Here is a 17,024-nt window from a genome sequence, read left to right on the forward strand (position 1 = left end):
TGCAGCGAAAATCTGCGAACTGCACTCTTATAATTGCATGAAAGCGGCATTGATCATATTGGTACATGATCCCGTTCCCTGTACAGTAAAGACCGGTAAGGTTGATTTCATCAGTGAACAGGAGTCCTTTGCCATGCGTCGTCAGCTTTTAATGCATACCAGGCATATTACTATTGATTTGGATGCAGACAAGTTTCTTTTTGTAAATGAATCTTCGGATGATGATATATGGAACAGGAGTATTTATCTTAGAAGAATGCAGAGAGGCTGGGGAAGAGGAGACATAATGATGCATGCTTTTGAAACAGTTTTTAGAATGGGTTATTCAAAAGTTGTAATGATATGCAGTGACAGTATAGAAACAGAAACTACTCATCTTATACATGCTTATGATCATCTGAATAATTATGACGTTGTGATAGGGCCTGCACAGGAAGGGGGATATTATTTAATTGGTATGAAAAAAATGCAGCCATTGTTGTTTAAATATAAAGCATGGAATACACCGGTCTTATTACAGCAAACACTTGATGATATTGCACAACTGCGGTTAACTTATCACTTGCAGCAAGTGCTGAATGACGTGGAAGAAGAAAAAGAGAAATATCTTTTTAAACACAGGCAATAAAAAGCCATGTAGCTGAATAATGTTTGAACGTATAAGAGTGCAACGCAACAAAAGTTAAATAGTTGCTACGCTGCCTGGCTACAAAAATTGATCAATACTGCTTGAGCGACCTATACAAATTACAACCCTAACTCTTTTAAAGGATTCCAGAACCGTTTTTCAAAATCTATTACCTTATCTTTTTCGACCCTAACCCCTTCTTTTTCCAAAAGCTCCTGCATTCGGGTCGGTGTTTCAAAATGCATCTTGCCACTGAGCATTCCATTTCTGTTTACAACTCTTTGTGCCGGAACTTTTGGTTTAGCATACGATGCACCATTCATGGCCCATCCAACCATCCGGGCTGAAAGTTTTGTGCCGAGATAGCTGGCAATAGCGCCATAAGAAGTGACACGTCCCTTAGGAATTTGTCTTACTACAGCCCATACATCTTCGAAGAAAGAAAATTCTTTTGACTTATCTTTTACAGGAACTTTTTCTTTTTGCTTTTTTAGTATTGCGCTTTTCTTCATGATTGAAAGTTAGCAACTATTCGGATGAATCTTTTGCAATAGCATTGTTCTTTCTTTGCTGTAATAAATAGGTTTTTTGCGGTTCGGGAACAGCTTCAAAATTATAGGGACAGTGTAAACAGCCATTACCACAGCAATAACCGCGTTCCAGGTGGTATGCACTTGTAAAAACCATTAAACCAGCTTCATTAAAATAATAATGTGTTTGTTCAATCAATTTGCTGCTCACCGATCATGTTTTTTAGTATTTTGTCTTTTAAGGGATCAATTATCTTATTCAATCGAAACTGCAGGTAATGAATGCGGTTGCTACCGGCTATATCCAATCCTTCATAATGTGTTTTTATACTTAATTCTTTTCCTGGGGTGGTTTGCCTGTACACATCATCATAATCATCTAACAATTCAAGGTCGTAAAGGTTGATAACAGTTTTGGTGAAATTATAAAGTACCGGGCTGTCTGTTTTTAAATGAACCAGTCCATTATGTTGCAAAAACTGCTGGTATAATCTTAAAAACCTTGGGTGCGTAAGGCGCTTCTTCATTCTTGATAAACGCAACTGCGGGTCTGGAAAAGTTATCCATATCTCTGCAACCTCATCCTTACTAAAATAATCAGTAACCTTATCTATCTGTGAGCGTACAAAAGCAACATTGGAAAGCCCTTCCTCAAGCGCTGTTTTTGCACCACGCCATATCCTGTTTCCTTTAATATCTATACCAATAAAATTTCTTTGCGGGTAAAGCCTGCTTAATCCAATAGCATATTCTCCTTTGCCGCAGGCAAGTTCTAAAATAATCGGGCTTGTATTTTTAAAAAAATCGTTCCACTTGCCTTTTATACCTGCCGGATATTCCAGCACATTTGAAAAACTTTTGATCTCTGCAAAACGTATGAGTTTTTTTTGTCCCATAAAGCTGCAAATGTAGTGTCTCTAACAAAAGCCGGGTCCAAAAATCATTATCTGTAACGTATATATTTAATTGCGATTAATATTTAATTGCAATTGGGCAAACGATTGTGTACATTTAATAACTGTTCAAAATGTATGTTTGTCAGGTGAATCTGTTGGTTGACAATAGAATTATGAATGATCTTTGAAAATAGTAGTCAGGTATAATTGAAAGCAGCATGTTATAAAATTACTTTGCAAGTAATTAAAATATTTGCAGGTATACGAACAACTGTTCTTAAATCGTTTGAATAGGAAAAGAAAGCCACTAAAGCGAAATTGCAACGGGCTTTTGTAGCAATTCCTTTCAAAACCACAAACAGTCTTTCCAATGTCTACGATTCTGCCACCAGCCGCAACCTTGCACCGATTTGTGAAAAGTTTTTTGAAAAAGATCGAGCGGTTTAGTAAATTACTAATGTTTCATCATAAAAATATAAGTAAGCAAGATCCCTATTCGGATTAGCTGGATAAATACAAATGTCGTTTTTCGCTAACAAGCAGTTAGTTATGGTTAAGCGGTTGTGTTCCCACAATCGCTTTTTTATTTGGTTACAGGCTTTAGCCTTTCATGGCATCGCCTGTTGTGTCACTCACTTGTACGTCCGGAAGAACTGTCGACAGACCGTTCATGGCTGTTATGGAGCACAAGGGTGCGACGCAACAAAAGCCCCATTAATGCAAAAAAGCCGGAAACATAATGATTCATTTAACTTCTGAAACTGATGTTGCCTGCCATTTACTTTTTGGATTGTAATACTGCCACAACAATGAAGATAATTTTCTGGTAAGCACCCAGGCTTCATTATTATATTCCCAGCTTGTATCTGCATTATTTTTTGAAAAAATGCTGAAGATATAGGGGTTGTTGTTACTGTTTACGTACACTACTTCATTGCGGCTTTCATCCACAGCGCCATTTTTATCAGCAACAAAAACACCAGGTGGAATTTGAGAAAGAGCTTCTTCATCCCAATACTGGCGCCCTAACAACCGTAACATCTTTTCATCAGATGCTTTATCCAATAATTGATTATTTACAACCCGCTCCATAAATCCGGCTATTTCCCGTGGTGTTGTCTGGCCCCACCCGTATTGACTTCTGTCTGCTTCCCGCCCTGGTGTTCTGCTGTTAACACGGGTATTTTTAAAACCTAGACTATCGAGCAATTCATTGATCCTTTTACCACCGCCTGATAAGCCCTGCAGCCAAAGGCTGGCGCAGTTATCACTTATGGTAAGCATCAGCATCATTACTTTACTAAGCTCTATTGTGGCACTGTCTTTAAAAGAGGAAAGGATATCATCTCCTTCATCATAAAAAAGCGAATCTGTGTAAGTAAGCCGCTGATGATAATTAAGCTGGCCTGTAGTTATTTTATCCATAATGCCAAGCAGAATAGGCATCTTTACAATACTGGCCGTAGGAAAAACGGAATCAGCATTCAAGGCTACTATTTTATTATGTTTAAGGTCATGCACAAACACGCCAACATTACCATGAAAACCCTGCAGCAAAAATTTTATCTGCGACTGTAATTTTGTATCTGTTTTTTGTGCTGTTAATATTAATGGAATGCATAACAGAAGTAATAAAGTAGGTCGTAGCATAATTATATTAATTGAATTTTTGAAGTTAACTAATTTTAAAAAAGCACTTGCGCTGATTTTGCTTCACAAGTTTTGTTGCTAAACTGTTAAGGTGCTGAATGTATAATATTCTTGAATTATTTTGAGCCATCTATTTTGAATAAAAGAAATTGATATGCAAAAGCCTTTTTTTTTATTGTTTATTATAATGCTGCCCTTATCCTTGTTTGCACAGGTAAAAAACAAAGAAGCATTCACTACTAATCTCCAGCAATTAGGCAATGGGTTTCCCCAGGAAAAAATTTATATACAGTTCGATAAACCTGCCTATGCCCCAGGAGAAACTATCTGGTATAAAGCGTATATCGTTTCGGGTACAACACCTTCACTAATCAGTGCCAATTTGTATGTAGACTGTGCTGATCCTGCCGGTAAAGTATTATCACATATGGTACTGCCTGTTTTACAATCTTCTGCAAAAAGTAATTTCGATATACCTGCAACTTATGGGGGTAGTAGCATACACATAAGGGCGTACACTAAGTGGATGTTGAATTTTGATTCTGCTTTTCTTTTTGAAAAAGACATAAGAATAATTCAACAAAAAGCTGCAGTCAAAACTATACCGGCAATTAACAAGCCTATTGTAGATTTTTTTCCAGAAAGTGGAGACTGTATTGCAGGAATAAATAGTAAAATAGCATTTAAAGCAATATATGATAACGGAAGACCCTTTACTGTAAAAGGCAGCGTTGTAAATTCTAAAGGAGAAGTAGTTGCAGATCTAAAAACAATTCATGATGGTATGGGGTACTTCTACCTTGATGCTAAAATAAATGAAAAATATACAGCACGATGGAAAGATGAACAAGGCAAACAATACGAAACTGCATTGCCTGCGGTTAAGAATACAGGCATTTCTCTTGAAGTTAAGATAGCAGAAGGTAAGAGAGGATTTGTTATAAAGCGAAATGCGGCAAGCGCCGGAAACCTGCAACAGGTACAGCTGGTGGCAACAATGGATCAGCAGCTTGTATATATGGCCAATGTAAACCTAAAAGAATCCCTGGTGGCAGGTGGTGCGATTCCTGTTTCGGAACTTCCAACCGGTATATTGCAACTAACTGTGTTTGATTCAAACTGGGTAGCTGTAGCAGAGCGCATTACTTTTATTAATAACAACGATTACATTTTTGAACCTGAAGTTGGTTTTTCCACACTGGGAACTTCAAAGCATGGAAAAAATGTTTTGATAATAAATGTTCCTGATACGCTTGAAGCAAATCTTTCCGTGGCTGTAACGGATGCAGCTATTGGCATTGATAGCAGCGATAATATCGTTTCACGTTTGTTGCTCACAGGAGAATTGAAAGGTAATGTTTATAAACCAGCCTATTATTTTTCAGACAATAGTGATTCATTGCAGAATCAGTTAGATCTTGTTATGCTTACCAATGGCTGGCGACGTATAAAATGGGATGATCTTACAGCTGGAAAAATGCCAACGATAAAATATCCAAATGATACATCCTATCTGACTCTTGCAGGAAAAGTATTTGGAATTTCTGCTGCAGACATTAGACAATCTGCAATATTATTTCTAATACTAGATCATAAAAGTGATAGTACACGTAATGCCCTGCAAGTAACACTGGATAAGGACGGTAATTTTTCTGACCCCAATGTTATTCTTTTTGATACTACCAGGATATATTATCAGTTTGTTGCTAATAAAGACATGGTCAACTCTACCGAAGTTGCCTTTAATAATGGCACATTACCTTCCCCGGCGAAAATCTATTTTGATAAAAGTAAAAGCCGCTATTTTCTGGATAGCGCTGCCGAAAACCGCACTCTTTTCTTTGCAAATGCAGAAGCACGCCTTGCAAAGTTAATGGAAGGAAACACTTTACAGGGAGTAACGGTAACTACTAAAACAAAAAGCAGGGAGCAAGTGCTTGATGAAAAATATACTTCGGGTCTTTTTTCCGGCGGGCAGGCAAGACAGTTTGATGTGGAAAATGATGTATCTGCCCAGGGTTCAATGGATGTACTGAATTACTTAAAAGGCCGTGTAGCCGGGTTAAATATTTCAGGGCAAACTGGCCCAGGCAGTCAGGCTTCTGTTTCCTGGCGTGGCGGCACACCTTCTTTTTATTTAAATGAAATGAATGTTGATGTAACACAGCTAACAAGTATAAGTATGAGTGATGTTGCATTCATAAAAGTTTTCAATCCACCTTTTTTTGGAGCTTTTGGCGGTGGCGGAAGCGGAGCCATTGCTGTTTACACAAAAAAAGGGGGACCGAATACAGCGGCTAAAGGCAAAGGCCTGCCTTCAAAACTGGTTATTGGTTATGCGCCGGAAAAACAATTCTATTCTCCTAATTACGGAACTTTCGACCAGCGCAATGAATATGAAGATCTGCGTTCTACTTTATATTGGAACCCTATGGTTATAACTACCGGTAAAAACCGGTTGGTCAGGCTAACTTTTTATAATAACGATATTACAAACAGCTTTCGGGTAATTGTTGAAGGAGTAACAAAAGATGGCAGAATTGCACATATTGAAAAATTGATTGAATAATCTTTGAACCAATCTTTTGCATTTCAATGAAGCATTGTTGCGTCGCACCCTTGTACGCTTTGTTTTTTGCTGAGCATTGATAAGAATGTACAAGAGTGCGACGCAAGAAAAGTCTAATAGCAGTATCATTGCCAGGCACATAAATAAAAAAACCTCTTCGTTAATGAAGAAGTTTTAAGTGCGGAAGAGGAGATTCGAACTCCCACGCCAGTTACGGCGCTACCACCTCAAAGTAGTGCGTCTACCAGTTTCGCCACCTCCGCAACTTGGGAATGCAAATGTAAGGGGATAGCATTATTTTTCCATTGCTATTTGTTCAATTCTATCCTGAAAGTAGTGCCTTTTCCAGGCTCGCTTGATTTTACGTAAATAGCACCTTTGTGGTATTGTTCAATTATTCTTTTGGCGAGTGTAAGACCGAGACCCCAACCTCTTTTCTTGGTAGTAAAACCGGGTTCAAAAACATGTTGAAGATTGGCTTTGTTAATTCCTTTTCCGGTATCTGTTATGTCTATTTTAACCTGGCTTACTGTATCAGTCATATTTATAGTAATTTTCCCCTTTCCTTCCATGGCATCAAGGGCATTCTTTAAAAGGTTCTCAATTACCCAATCGAATAATGGCGGAGATATCATTGCAATTATTTCACTTGCTCCATTTGTGTTGAAAATAAAATCAACTTTGCCACCAGACCTTTTTTTAATGTATTCAACCATGCTGCTCACCTGCTCTGAAAGGTTGCAAAGTTCAAGACTTGGTTTGCTGCCTATTTTGCCAAAACGATCGGTGATAAGCTCAAGACGCTTTACGTCCTTTTCTATTTCAGTATTTACCTTTTCATTGCCTGGAATTTCTTTTAATACTTCAATCCATCCTTTAAGGCTGCTTACCGGCGTGCCAAGCTGGTGTGCTGTTTCTTTAGCCATCCCAGCCCATAACTGGTTTTGTGTACTTATATAAGAAGTTCGTTGTGCTATTACCGTTATAATTATAAAGAGACCTACAATAATTAGTTGTACGATAGGATAATAACGTACTTCCTTTTGTAACACACTTTCACCAAAATAATATTTATTGGCTGTATAGGGGCTGTCTATTAATATAAGTGTTATGGGGTCATTCTGTTTTCTAAATTCTTCTAATTTTTTAGACAGATAATGTTTATCACTGGCTATACTTGCTGAATCAAGATTTACACAATTGCCCGGATTTATTTTGTCCTTTTCATCTGTTTCTATAATTGGTATATCCTTATTTTCAGAAGATATTTTTGCAGCAAGATTAAGACTTGTCTGGTCTGTAGCATTCATAATTGTTTTTTGTGCTTCTACCCAGGTTTCAACTCTTTGTTTTTCATCTGCCGCAATTTTTTTAGAGAGGTATTGAGAATAAAAAATTGTGCCCGTAACAATGCTTACTGCGATTATGAATAAAAGTGTTCTGCCATTCAACCAGTATTGTATCATGCTTCTAAAATAGAAAATCTTTGTACGCCTAAAAAATAAAAAACCCCGCAAACTGCGGGGTTTTATTCGAATATATTATTAGATAAAACATTAACTACCCAAATATGCCACCCTTCTTCAGTGCTTTGGTGCCTTCTCCAATTTTAAAACCGTTCTGATATATTTCTACTTTATAATTTCCTGTCTGATATTTTCCTGCTTCTGGCTTCCAGTCGAAACTTACCGGTGTACGTTTACCCTGTTCATATTCTACTGTTACTTTACTTGTGAAAGTTTTATCACCCTCATCTCTTGTTGTGAATGTGCCGCTGGTAGAAGGCATTGTTATTGGCTTTCCATCAGGCCCTGTAACAGATACATACAATTCTTTAGAACCACTTGGTGAGATACGGTTTTCATCAAGATCAAAAGAAATCCTGAAAACATCAACACGTTTTGCAGTAGTAGTAGTTTTCTCTTTACCACTATTCTTTATATCAATAGCTGTTATATTTATGTTTGAAGCATGTAATGTAGATCCAATATCTTCTACATGCGCTTTTTCCTGTTGTGTAGTAGACAATGTTTGTTCTACTACCTGTTTTTGCGCAGCAACGGTATCTCTTTCAGCGGTAACACGCTGGTTAGTTGTTGTCAATTCCTGGTTCTCTGCTTTTAACCTGTCAACTTCAGCAACAAGATCGTTGATCTTGCCATTAAGTTCGGCAATCATTGATTTGGCTTTAGATAAATCAGCGCCTTTTTTTGCCAGCTCAGTTTTAATGTTTGCCTTTAGTTTGTCGATCTCTTTCTGGCGTTCGCTTAACTCACCGCTCATTTGTGTATTACTACCTGTAAGAGAATCCATGCGTGCAAGTGCATCATTATACTCATCCTGAATCTCATTGCGTGCAGAGTCAACATTTGAATATTGCGTTTGTAATTGTGTGATCGTTTCTTTAGATTTACTCTTATCATAAACAACATAACCCCACGTGCCAAGCAATGCGGCTATTAATAATCCGTAAATTAGTTTACGGTTGTCCTTTGGAGGTTGCTGTTGTTCGGTGCTACCGGTGGTTGGATAATTTGTATAGCTCATATTTACGAAATTTAAAAAGTTATGAATATAGTTAATGGTGATTTATCTGTATATGATTTATTGGTAATTGATATTGAAACTGTACCACAGTACCCGGAATATGCGCAGCTACCGGAACAATGGAAAAGCCTCTGGTGCGACAAGATTTCCAAAACCGTGCCAGAAAATTTTTCGGCTGAAGACACTTACCAGCAAAGGGCCGGCATACTTGCAGAGTTTGGAAAAGTAATCTGTATAAGCACTGGTTATTTTTGTTTAAATGAGAATAAAGTATTAACACTTCGCTTGAAAAGCGTTTTCGGCGATGATGAAAAGTCGTTGCTGCAATCATTTATAGAGATAACAGATAAATTGTATAAACATAATAAAAATTTTCAATTTGCAGGTCATAATATAAGAGAGTTTGATATTCCATATCTCTGTCGCCGCATGCTTATCAATAAAGTAAATCTGCCTGCTTATTTAAACCTGCACGGCGCTAAACCTTGGGAAGTAAGAATGATTGATACATTGCAATGGTGGAAGTTTGGTGATTATAAGCATTACACATCGCTTCATCTGCTGGCCAATGTACTGGATGTGCCCACTTCGAAAACAGATATTAATGGCGCTGATGTGCAGCATGTATATTATAAAGAAAAAAACCTGCAGCGTATTGTTGATTATTGTCAGCGTGATGTAGTTGTTGTAGCTAACCTTCTGTTGCGTTTCAAAAATCTTCCTTTATTGAAAGAAGAGAATATTACTATTGTTTCTTAATTATGAAAATATTTTTTTAAATAATTATATTATCGTCTTTATATCTTTTGGCATCGCCTGTTGTGTCACTCACTTGTACGTTCTGTTTATTGCTGAACAAAGAACAAAACACTGAAGTGTGCGACGCAAGAAAAGCTTAATAGCAGTAACAAAGTTTAGTACAAAAAATTCTTAACCTTCTTTTACACGCTTGTTACATTCAGTTATAAAAGTTAATATCTCATCTCTTCCCTGTTTCTTTGTTGCGCTTGTTACAAAACTTTGTGGAAGAAACTGCCAGGTCTGTCGCATGATATCAAGAAATGCTTTTACATGGCGATCGACGGCACCGGGCTTTTCTTTATCTGCTTTGGTAAAAACAAGTGTAAAAGGTATTTGCCATTCGCCCAACTGGTTTACAAATTCGATATCTATTTTCTGTGGCATGTGCCTGCTATCTATCAAAACAAAAATATTTACAAGGCTTTCTCTTTTGCGCAGGTAATCTTCGATCATCTTTTCCCATTTCTTTCTTTCGCTTTGTGAAATCTTTGCATAGCCATATCCAGGCAAATCCACGAGGTACCACTCTTTGTTTACAATAAAATGATTGATGAGTTTTGTTTTACCAGGAGAAGCGGAAATTTTTGCAAGCGCGTCTCTTCCGCAGATCATATTAATGAGTGAAGATTTTCCTACATTACTACGACCAATGAAAGCATATTCAGGCTTATCAGGTTTTGGACATTGCTCTACTGATGGGCTTGAGATAACATATGCCGCTTCTTTTATTTTCATGCATGCAAAGTAACAAAGAGGCGATGGACTTTAATGAATCTAATATTGCTATTCTTCAGGAGGACGTGGCCCTTTTTTAATAACAAGGCTGTCTGCCGGATATTTTGCTTTCATTTCAGTGCGAATTCCTTCGGTCCATGATAGCAAAGTTTGTTTTTCTGCATCAGTAAGTTTTGCGTTGGTATGAATAAGCGTGTAAGAACTGATTGGCATTTCACCTTCATCGATCTGTTTCTTTACTTCTTCCAGCTTGCGGTATTGACGTGCGGGGGAATAGGATGCAAATTCACTGAAGTTAAGTTCTTCTTTGCCTTCTTCAATGTGGTTATTAAGCCACCATGCTACTGGTTGTATTTCCGCATACCATGGGTACACAGTATTGTTAGTGTGACAATCATTGCATGCTTTGTCAAGTATTACACCTATGTTCTCTGGCACATTGTATACACTAGAAATATCGTTTGGACTTTTTGAGGTACTTAGATTTTTAGCGGGCTTGAAAAATTGTATAACTACAATTAATACTACGAGGACAATAAATATTTTCTTTTTCATGCAAAGGAGTTTTTACTTAAAAAAAGGGTGTAAAATATATATTTTACACCCTGAAAGATAGAAAAGATTATGAGTTCAAAATACTGATGATTGTCATATTAACTAACTAATATTTCACCTGTCATTTCTTTTGGAATCGAAAGACCCATCATAGTTAGTATACTTGGTGCAAGATCTCCTAATTTACCTGGTTTAACAGTGCCATGCCAGTCACTGTCTATTACAAACAACGGAACCAGGTTTAATGTATGTGCTGTATTCGGTGATCCATCCTCATTGATAAGATAATCTGCATTACCATGATCTGCTGTAAGGAATACTGTATAACCATGCGCTAATGCTGCGGTTACAACACGCTCTACACATCTATCAACTGTTTCAACAGCTTTGATAGCCGCCTGCCAAACGCCGGTATGACCAACCATATCTGCGTTTGCGTAATTGAGGCAAATAAAATCTGCTGTTTCGTTTTCAATTTCAGGAATAAGTTTATCTGTTATTTCCACAGCGCTCATTTCAGGTTGCAGATCATAAGTTGCAACTTTCGGCGAAGGCACCATGATGCGGCTTTCACCGGTAAAAGGTGTTTCTCTGCCACCACTGAAAAAGAAAGTTACGTGGGGATATTTTTCTGTTTCAGCAATGCGTATTTGTTTCTTATTATTTGCCTGTAATACTTCACCAATTGTATTGTTCAGGTTGTCATTCTCAAAAATGATGTGTACATTCTTAAAAGTTTTATCATATTCTGTCATGGTAGTATAATGCAGCTGCAAAGCATGCATGTTAAACTCAGGGAAATCTTTTTGAGTTAATACTTCCGTTATTTCTCGGCAGCGGTCTGTGCGAAAATTGAAGCACATTACTACATCTCCATCTCTTATGGTAGCCAATGGTTGCTGGTCTTCTGCAACTATTATGGTAGGTTTTATAAATTCATCTGTAATCTCTGCAGCGTAAGATTGTTCAATAGCAGCAATTGCATCAGTTGCTTTTTGACCTTCTCCTTTTATCAATGCATCATAAGCCAATTTTACACGTTCCCATCTTTTATCCCGGTCCATAGCATAATAGCGGCCACTTACAGAAGCTATTTTACCAACAGAAGAGTTGAGATGCTGCTGCAGCTCTTTTATAAATCCAAGACCACTTTTTGGGTCTGTATCCCGACCATCTGTAAACGCATGAATATATACTTCTGTAAGGCCATTTGCTTTACAGATATCACAAATAGCTTCCAGGTGCCTGATGTGACTGTGTACACCGCCATCGCTTACCAGGCCAAGTAAATGAAAAGGTTTGCTGTTTTCTTTTGCATAACGGATGGCAGCCAGCATGTTTTCATTTGTTGCAAGTTCTCCATCTCTTACAGCAACATTTATGCGTTGCAATTCCTGGTAAACAACACGACCTGCACCAAGGTTTAGGTGTCCAACTTCACTATTACCCATTTGTCCATTTGGTAAACCTACAGCTTCACCGCAGGTAACTAGGGTAGTGTTGGGATATTTTTTGTATAAAGATGTTACAAAAGGAACATTTGCATTTTGAATAACGTCTGAGGTCTTTACTTTTCCTAAACCCCATCCATCCATGATAACCAGTATTGCTTTTTTATTTTTCATTTTTTTCTATATTAATTGTGAAAGCTGTTGCGGTAAAACTACATTAATTTGATAATTTGCCGGAGTGGAATAAATGATAGCACTGTAAAATTCTGCAATTTGGCATACTTTTAGTCCTATCAAGAACAATAAAAATTTATTATGAAAAAAATGATGATAATGATGGGGATAGTTCTTTCGATGAACTCCTTTATTGTTGTCGGTGATATTGATAAAATAATCAATGCCCTTAATGCAGGTAACGCAGCCCAATTCAGTAATTACTTTGATGACTTTCTTGATATAAAACTTCCTGAAAAGGACGAAATAAAGAACGTTGGTAAAAATCAGGCTACTATTACCGTTAAAAGCTTTTTTAGTGATAATAGCGTTAGCGGTTTTGAAAAAACATCCCAGCGTGAAATGGGTGGCACCATGTATCTTACCGGCAAACTTAAAGGTGGTTCTAAAAGTTATAATATAACCTTATTGATGAAAGACCGGGGTGATAAATTATCGATTATTTCGATAAGAATCAGCTAATTCTTAAATCCCGCCAGATTCCGGCGGGATTTTTTATAAGTATAATTTTTAACTTTTTCCTGCTAAATAAAGCAATTGAAGTAAAAGAGTGCGACGCAACAAAGACGCACAAAGGACTATAGTTAGGCTCAAAAAAATAAAAAGCCATCCGTTAACAGGTGGCTTTTTTATTGCAGGCAATACAAATCTTTTTATCCATTCATGCTGGCAAGAAACTCTTCGTTGCTCTTGGTGCCACGCATACGTTTCAATAATTCAGACATTGCTTCTTCTGTGTTCATATCGTTGATATAAAGACGGAGAATATTCATTCTTGCCAAGACTTCTCTGTCTAATAACAAATCATCACGACGGGTAGATGAGGCCACAAGATCGATGGCCGGATAGATACGTTTGTTGCCCAATCTGCGATCGAGAACAAGTTCCATGTTACCGGTGCCTTTGAACTCTTCAAAAATCACCTCGTCCATTTTACTACCGGTTTCAATAAGCGCTGTTGCAAGAATAGTTAATGATCCGCCGTGTTCAATTTTACGGGCTGCACCAAAGAACTGTTTAGGTTTTTGCATTGCATTAGCTTCCACACCTCCACTTAAAACCTTGCCACTTGCAGGTGCTACTGTATTGTGTGCACGGGCCAAACGGGTAATTGAATCAAGCAATATCACCACATCATGGCCACACTCTACCAAACGTTTTGCTTTTTGTAAAGCAACAGTAGAAACTTTAACGTGCTTTTCTGCGGGTTCATCAAAAGTAGAAGCAATTACTTCTGCTTTTACACTGCGTTCCATATCAGTAACCTCTTCCGGACGTTCATCTATAAGCACTACCATTAAATAGCACTCAGGGTGATTAGCTGCAATAGCATTCGCTACTTCTTTAAGTAACATTGTTTTACCAACCTTTGGCTGGGCTACTATCAAACCACGCTGACCTTTACCGATTGGTGTAAAAAGGTCCATGATCCTGGTACTGTAATTAGATGGAGTGGTGAACAGGTTAAGTTTCTCAAATGGGAATAGTGGAGTTAAATAATCAAATGGTACCCTGTCTCTTACTTCTTCAGGACTTTTTCCATTAATACTCTCAACCTTCAGCAATGCAAAATATTTTTCACCTTCTTTTGGAGGACGCACTGCACCAAAAACAGTATCACCGGTTTTTAAACCGAATAATTTTATTTGTGAAGGAGAGACATAAATATCATCAGGCGAAGAAAGATAATTGTAATCGGAGGAGCGCAGGAATCCATAGCCATCAGGCATCATTTCCAATACACCTTCTGCCTGTATAATTCCATCGAATTCAATATTAAAAGCGGGCTCCTTCTTGCTACTATAAGTTTTAGGAGCTGCTACTTCTTCCACCTCATCCATGAGATCAACAGGATCATCATCGAGTATTAAAGGTTCATCATCACCCAGCATGCTTATCAACCTGCTCCCCATTTCAAGGTCAGGGAGATCTAGCTCTACTGGAGCTGGTTTCTCGGGTTTTACAGGTGGTTTTGCATCTGCACTTTCTGCTTCCTCTTTTTCTTTGGGTTTGCGCCCCCTTTTCTTTTTGTCGTCTTTAGCAACATCAGCTGCATCAGTATTTGCAGTTGTTTCAGGTTCATTTATAACTTCAGCCTCCTCAGTTACGTTGGCTGTATTTGCTTTAATAATGCGTTTACGCTTTGGTTTTTCAGCACCGTTTTTAGCTGCTTCTCCTGATGTAAGAGCCTGTTTGTCAAGGATCTTATAAATAAGTTCCTGTTTATCGGCTTTTTTAGCATGAGGGATGCTTAGTTGATCAGCGATGTCGAGCAATTCAGGCACCAGCATGTCGTTCAATTGCAGAATGTCGTACATAAAAATATTGTAAAAAGAATAATTGATGTTAAATCTTTACCCGTCTAAAAAATTGAAGATTAATGATCGGTTGATTGAGAAAACGAGTGAGCTGAGAGGGCTTGACACAGACTATTCAGCTTGTTTCCGCTGCAATGATACGGCAAAATGTTTAAAGCCAAAGATTTTTTTTATGAGCCGGACTGTATGTTTTCTTGGCATCTTCGTTGCGTCGCACAGCGTGTTCAGTAAGATGAGATGGCAGCAAGAGAATCTTTAATCGTTAAACAAAAAGTTAAAACATAATGATAGCGGTTTTTTCCAGTTATATATAAGCACCAGAATGCATAAAATCAACTTTAGTTTCAGGAAACTAAAGTTGCAGAAGTGTAGAAAAATACCCGTAACAAGTATTCGTGATTTTATGGTATTATACTGTAGTTGTCCAGCCTTATCTTTGCTGCCCCAAAGCCAGTTGTAGTAAAGGGTATTACCAAATTGTGACATTCCTAGCAGTTAAATGCTGATAAACTTACAAGCAGTACAAGTGAGTGACACAACAAAGTAAAATAGCATTACCGCAGTCTGTAACAAAAAATAAATTTCATTAAAGAAAAGGGTATGTTCAATAAAAGAATTAAAATAAAGGAGCTGCTACAAAGTAAGCAAACAGGACACAAAGTAACAGTAATGGGATGGGTGCGCACATTTCGTAACAACCAGTTTATAGCATTGAATGATGGGAGTACCAATAATAATTTGCAGGTTGTGGTTGAGCTTGGCTTGCTCGATGATGAAACATTAAAACGTATTACTACCAGTGCTTCTTTGAAAGTTATTGGAGAAGTAGTGCCAAGCCCGGGTAAGGGTCAAAAAATGGAATTGAAAGCAGCAGCAATAGAAATTCTTGGTGACAGTGATGCGGAAAAATACCCTTTGCAGCCAAAGAAGCACAGCCTTGAATTTTTAAGAGAAATAGCACACCTGCGTTTTCGCACCAACACATTTGGAGCTATATTTCGCATAAGGCATTCGCTGGCTTTTGCTACTCATAAATTTTTTAATGATAAAGGGTTTGTGTACCTGCATACACCAGTTATTACTGCAAGTGATGCAGAAGGTGCCGGTGAGATGTTTCGTGTTACAACACTTCCAATTGATAATCCTCCGCGAAAAGAAAATGGTGATGTAGATTTTACAGAGGATTTTTTTGGTAAAAGCACCAACCTAACTGTAAGCGGACAACTCGAAGGTGAACTGGGTGCTACTGCATTTAGTGAAATATATACATTTGGTCCAACTTTCCGTGCAGAGAATTCCAATACAACCCGCCACCTGGCTGAATTCTGGATGATTGAACCTGAAATGGCTTTCTGTGACATTGAAGATAATATGAATCTTGCGGAGGAGTTTATTCAATATCTTATAAGATATGCAATGGAGCATAATGGAGAGGATCTTGCTTTTCTTGATCAGCGTCTTGCCGATGAAGAGAAACAAAAACCTCAGTCAGAACGCAGCGAAATGGGACTGCTCGAAAAACTTCGTTTTGTAACAGAAAATAAATTTGAGCGAATTACTTATACAGAGGCAATTAATATTTTATTGGATTCACCTGCGTATAAAAAGAAAAAGTTTAAGTATGACGTGGCATGGGGAATAGATATGCAGAGTGAACATGAACGTTATCTTGTAGAAAAACATTTTAAAAAGCCGGTGATCGTCACTGGTTACCCGGCAGCTATTAAAGCATTTTATATGCGATTGAATGATGGTTGTGAGCCCGGAAAAGAAACGGTTGCAGCAATGGATATACTTGCGCCTGGTATTGGTGAAATTGTCGGGGGAAGTCAGCGTGAAGAGCGTTTGGAAAAACTGGAACAACGTATGACAGATATGCATCTTCCTGTTGAGGAAATGAGTTGGTATTTGGATACCCGGCGTTTTGGTACGGTGCCTCATGCAGGTTTTGGATTAGGTTTTGAACGAATGGTTTTATTTGTTACAGGGATGACCAATATTCGCGATGTAATTCCATTTGCAAGGACGCCTAAGAACTGCGAGTTTTAGCTTGGAATAGAATAGGTATAATGCGACCCATAACAATTAGAATTTGTTTTTGGGATTTGGA

Annotated in this window: 15 protein-coding genes and 1 tRNA gene; 5 read left to right on the plus strand and 11 right to left on the minus strand. The window is 37.8% G+C overall.

Features of this window, described 5'->3' with window-relative positions; all coding sequences use genetic code 11:
* The first annotated feature begins 37 nt into the window (after window positions 1–37).
* Entirely contained in the window at window positions 38–628 is a 591-nt protein-coding gene (locus FRZ67_RS12805) for a TIGR04282 family arsenosugar biosynthesis glycosyltransferase (RefSeq protein WP_147189944.1), read from the plus strand.
* Between the two features lie 119 nt (window positions 629–747).
* Here FRZ67_RS12805 and FRZ67_RS12810 read toward each other — a convergent pair whose 3' ends face one another.
* The 4 genes from FRZ67_RS12810 to FRZ67_RS12825 form a co-directional block, all read right to left on the minus strand.
* Window positions 748–1,140: an MGMT family protein gene (locus FRZ67_RS12810; RefSeq protein WP_147189945.1), complete on the minus strand. Its 393-nt coding sequence runs from the start codon at window positions 1,138–1,140 to the stop codon at window positions 748–750.
* Window positions 1,141–1,156: 16 nt separating this feature from the next.
* Window positions 1,157–1,369, minus strand: a complete 213-nt coding sequence (locus FRZ67_RS12815; protein WP_225975332.1) for a C1orf53 family protein — start codon at window positions 1,367–1,369, stop codon at window positions 1,157–1,159.
* On the minus strand, window positions 1,350–2,054 hold the full coding sequence (gene trmB / locus FRZ67_RS12820; protein ID WP_147189946.1) for a tRNA (guanosine(46)-N7)-methyltransferase TrmB: 705 nt from the start codon (window positions 2,052–2,054) through the stop codon (window positions 1,350–1,352). Before trmB ends, FRZ67_RS12815 begins: the two co-directional genes overlap by 20 nt.
* A gap of 744 nt (window positions 2,055–2,798) precedes the next feature.
* Window positions 2,799–3,704, minus strand: a complete 906-nt coding sequence (locus FRZ67_RS12825) for a serine hydrolase (RefSeq protein ID WP_147189947.1) — start codon at window positions 3,702–3,704, stop codon at window positions 2,799–2,801.
* Window positions 3,705–3,858: 154 nt separating this feature from the next.
* Here FRZ67_RS12825 and FRZ67_RS12830 point away from each other — a divergent pair, with 154 nt between their 5' ends.
* Window positions 3,859–6,273 (plus strand): TonB-dependent receptor plug domain-containing protein, encoded by a 2,415-nt coding sequence (locus FRZ67_RS12830; RefSeq protein ID WP_147189948.1) that lies wholly within the window; start codon window positions 3,859–3,861, stop codon window positions 6,271–6,273.
* A gap of 179 nt (window positions 6,274–6,452) precedes the next feature.
* On the opposite strand, the gene FRZ67_RS12835 is transcribed toward FRZ67_RS12830, so the two are convergent.
* The 3 genes from FRZ67_RS12835 to FRZ67_RS12845 form a co-directional block, all read right to left on the minus strand.
* Window positions 6,453–6,536, minus strand: a tRNA-Leu gene (locus FRZ67_RS12835).
* A gap of 45 nt (window positions 6,537–6,581) precedes the next feature.
* A complete protein-coding gene (locus tag FRZ67_RS12840; protein WP_147189949.1) occupies window positions 6,582–7,739 on the minus strand; it encodes a sensor histidine kinase in 1,158 nt (385 codons plus the stop codon).
* 94 nt (window positions 7,740–7,833) lie between these two features.
* The gene (locus FRZ67_RS12845) at window positions 7,834–8,820 is read right to left on the minus strand and encodes a DUF8428 domain-containing protein (RefSeq protein WP_147189950.1); all 987 of its coding nucleotides are present in this window, start codon (window positions 8,818–8,820) and stop codon (window positions 7,834–7,836) included.
* 21 nt (window positions 8,821–8,841) lie between these two features.
* Between FRZ67_RS12845 and FRZ67_RS12850 the strand changes: the two genes are divergently transcribed.
* Complete coding sequence (locus FRZ67_RS12850) at window positions 8,842–9,579, plus strand: ribonuclease H-like domain-containing protein (RefSeq protein WP_147189951.1); 738 nt, start codon at window positions 8,842–8,844, stop codon at window positions 9,577–9,579.
* 171 nt (window positions 9,580–9,750) lie between these two features.
* On the opposite strand, the gene yihA is transcribed toward FRZ67_RS12850, so the two are convergent.
* The 3 genes from yihA to gpmI form a co-directional block, all read right to left on the minus strand.
* The gene (yihA, locus tag FRZ67_RS12855) at window positions 9,751–10,356 is read right to left on the minus strand and encodes a ribosome biogenesis GTP-binding protein YihA/YsxC (protein ID WP_147189952.1); all 606 of its coding nucleotides are present in this window, start codon (window positions 10,354–10,356) and stop codon (window positions 9,751–9,753) included.
* Between the two features lie 48 nt (window positions 10,357–10,404).
* Entirely contained in the window at window positions 10,405–10,911 is a 507-nt protein-coding gene (locus FRZ67_RS12860) for a heme-binding domain-containing protein (protein WP_147189953.1), read from the minus strand.
* Between the two features lie 98 nt (window positions 10,912–11,009).
* Window positions 11,010–12,536, minus strand: coding sequence for a 2,3-bisphosphoglycerate-independent phosphoglycerate mutase (gene gpmI / locus FRZ67_RS12865; RefSeq protein WP_147189954.1), 1,527 nt, complete (start codon window positions 12,534–12,536; stop codon window positions 11,010–11,012).
* A gap of 141 nt (window positions 12,537–12,677) precedes the next feature.
* Between gpmI and FRZ67_RS12870 the strand changes: the two genes are divergently transcribed.
* Window positions 12,678–13,058 carry a DUF4783 domain-containing protein gene (locus tag FRZ67_RS12870; protein WP_147189955.1) on the plus strand — a complete coding sequence of 127 codons (381 nt, stop codon included), beginning with the start codon at window positions 12,678–12,680 and terminating at the stop codon, window positions 13,056–13,058.
* 191 nt (window positions 13,059–13,249) lie between these two features.
* Here the strand turns inward: FRZ67_RS12870 and rho are convergent, their stop codons facing one another.
* Window positions 13,250–14,914, minus strand: coding sequence for a transcription termination factor Rho (rho, locus tag FRZ67_RS12875; RefSeq protein ID WP_147189956.1), 1,665 nt, complete (start codon window positions 14,912–14,914; stop codon window positions 13,250–13,252).
* A 600-nt stretch (window positions 14,915–15,514) separates the two neighbouring features.
* Here rho and asnS point away from each other — a divergent pair.
* Complete coding sequence (gene asnS / locus FRZ67_RS12880; RefSeq protein WP_147189957.1) at window positions 15,515–16,963, plus strand: asparagine--tRNA ligase; 1,449 nt, start codon at window positions 15,515–15,517, stop codon at window positions 16,961–16,963.
* The last annotated feature ends 61 nt before the right edge of the window (window positions 16,964–17,024 follow it).

Source organism: Panacibacter ginsenosidivorans, from assembly GCF_007971225.1.
GTDB classification, from domain to species: Bacteria; Bacteroidota; Bacteroidia; order Chitinophagales; family Chitinophagaceae; genus Panacibacter; species Panacibacter ginsenosidivorans.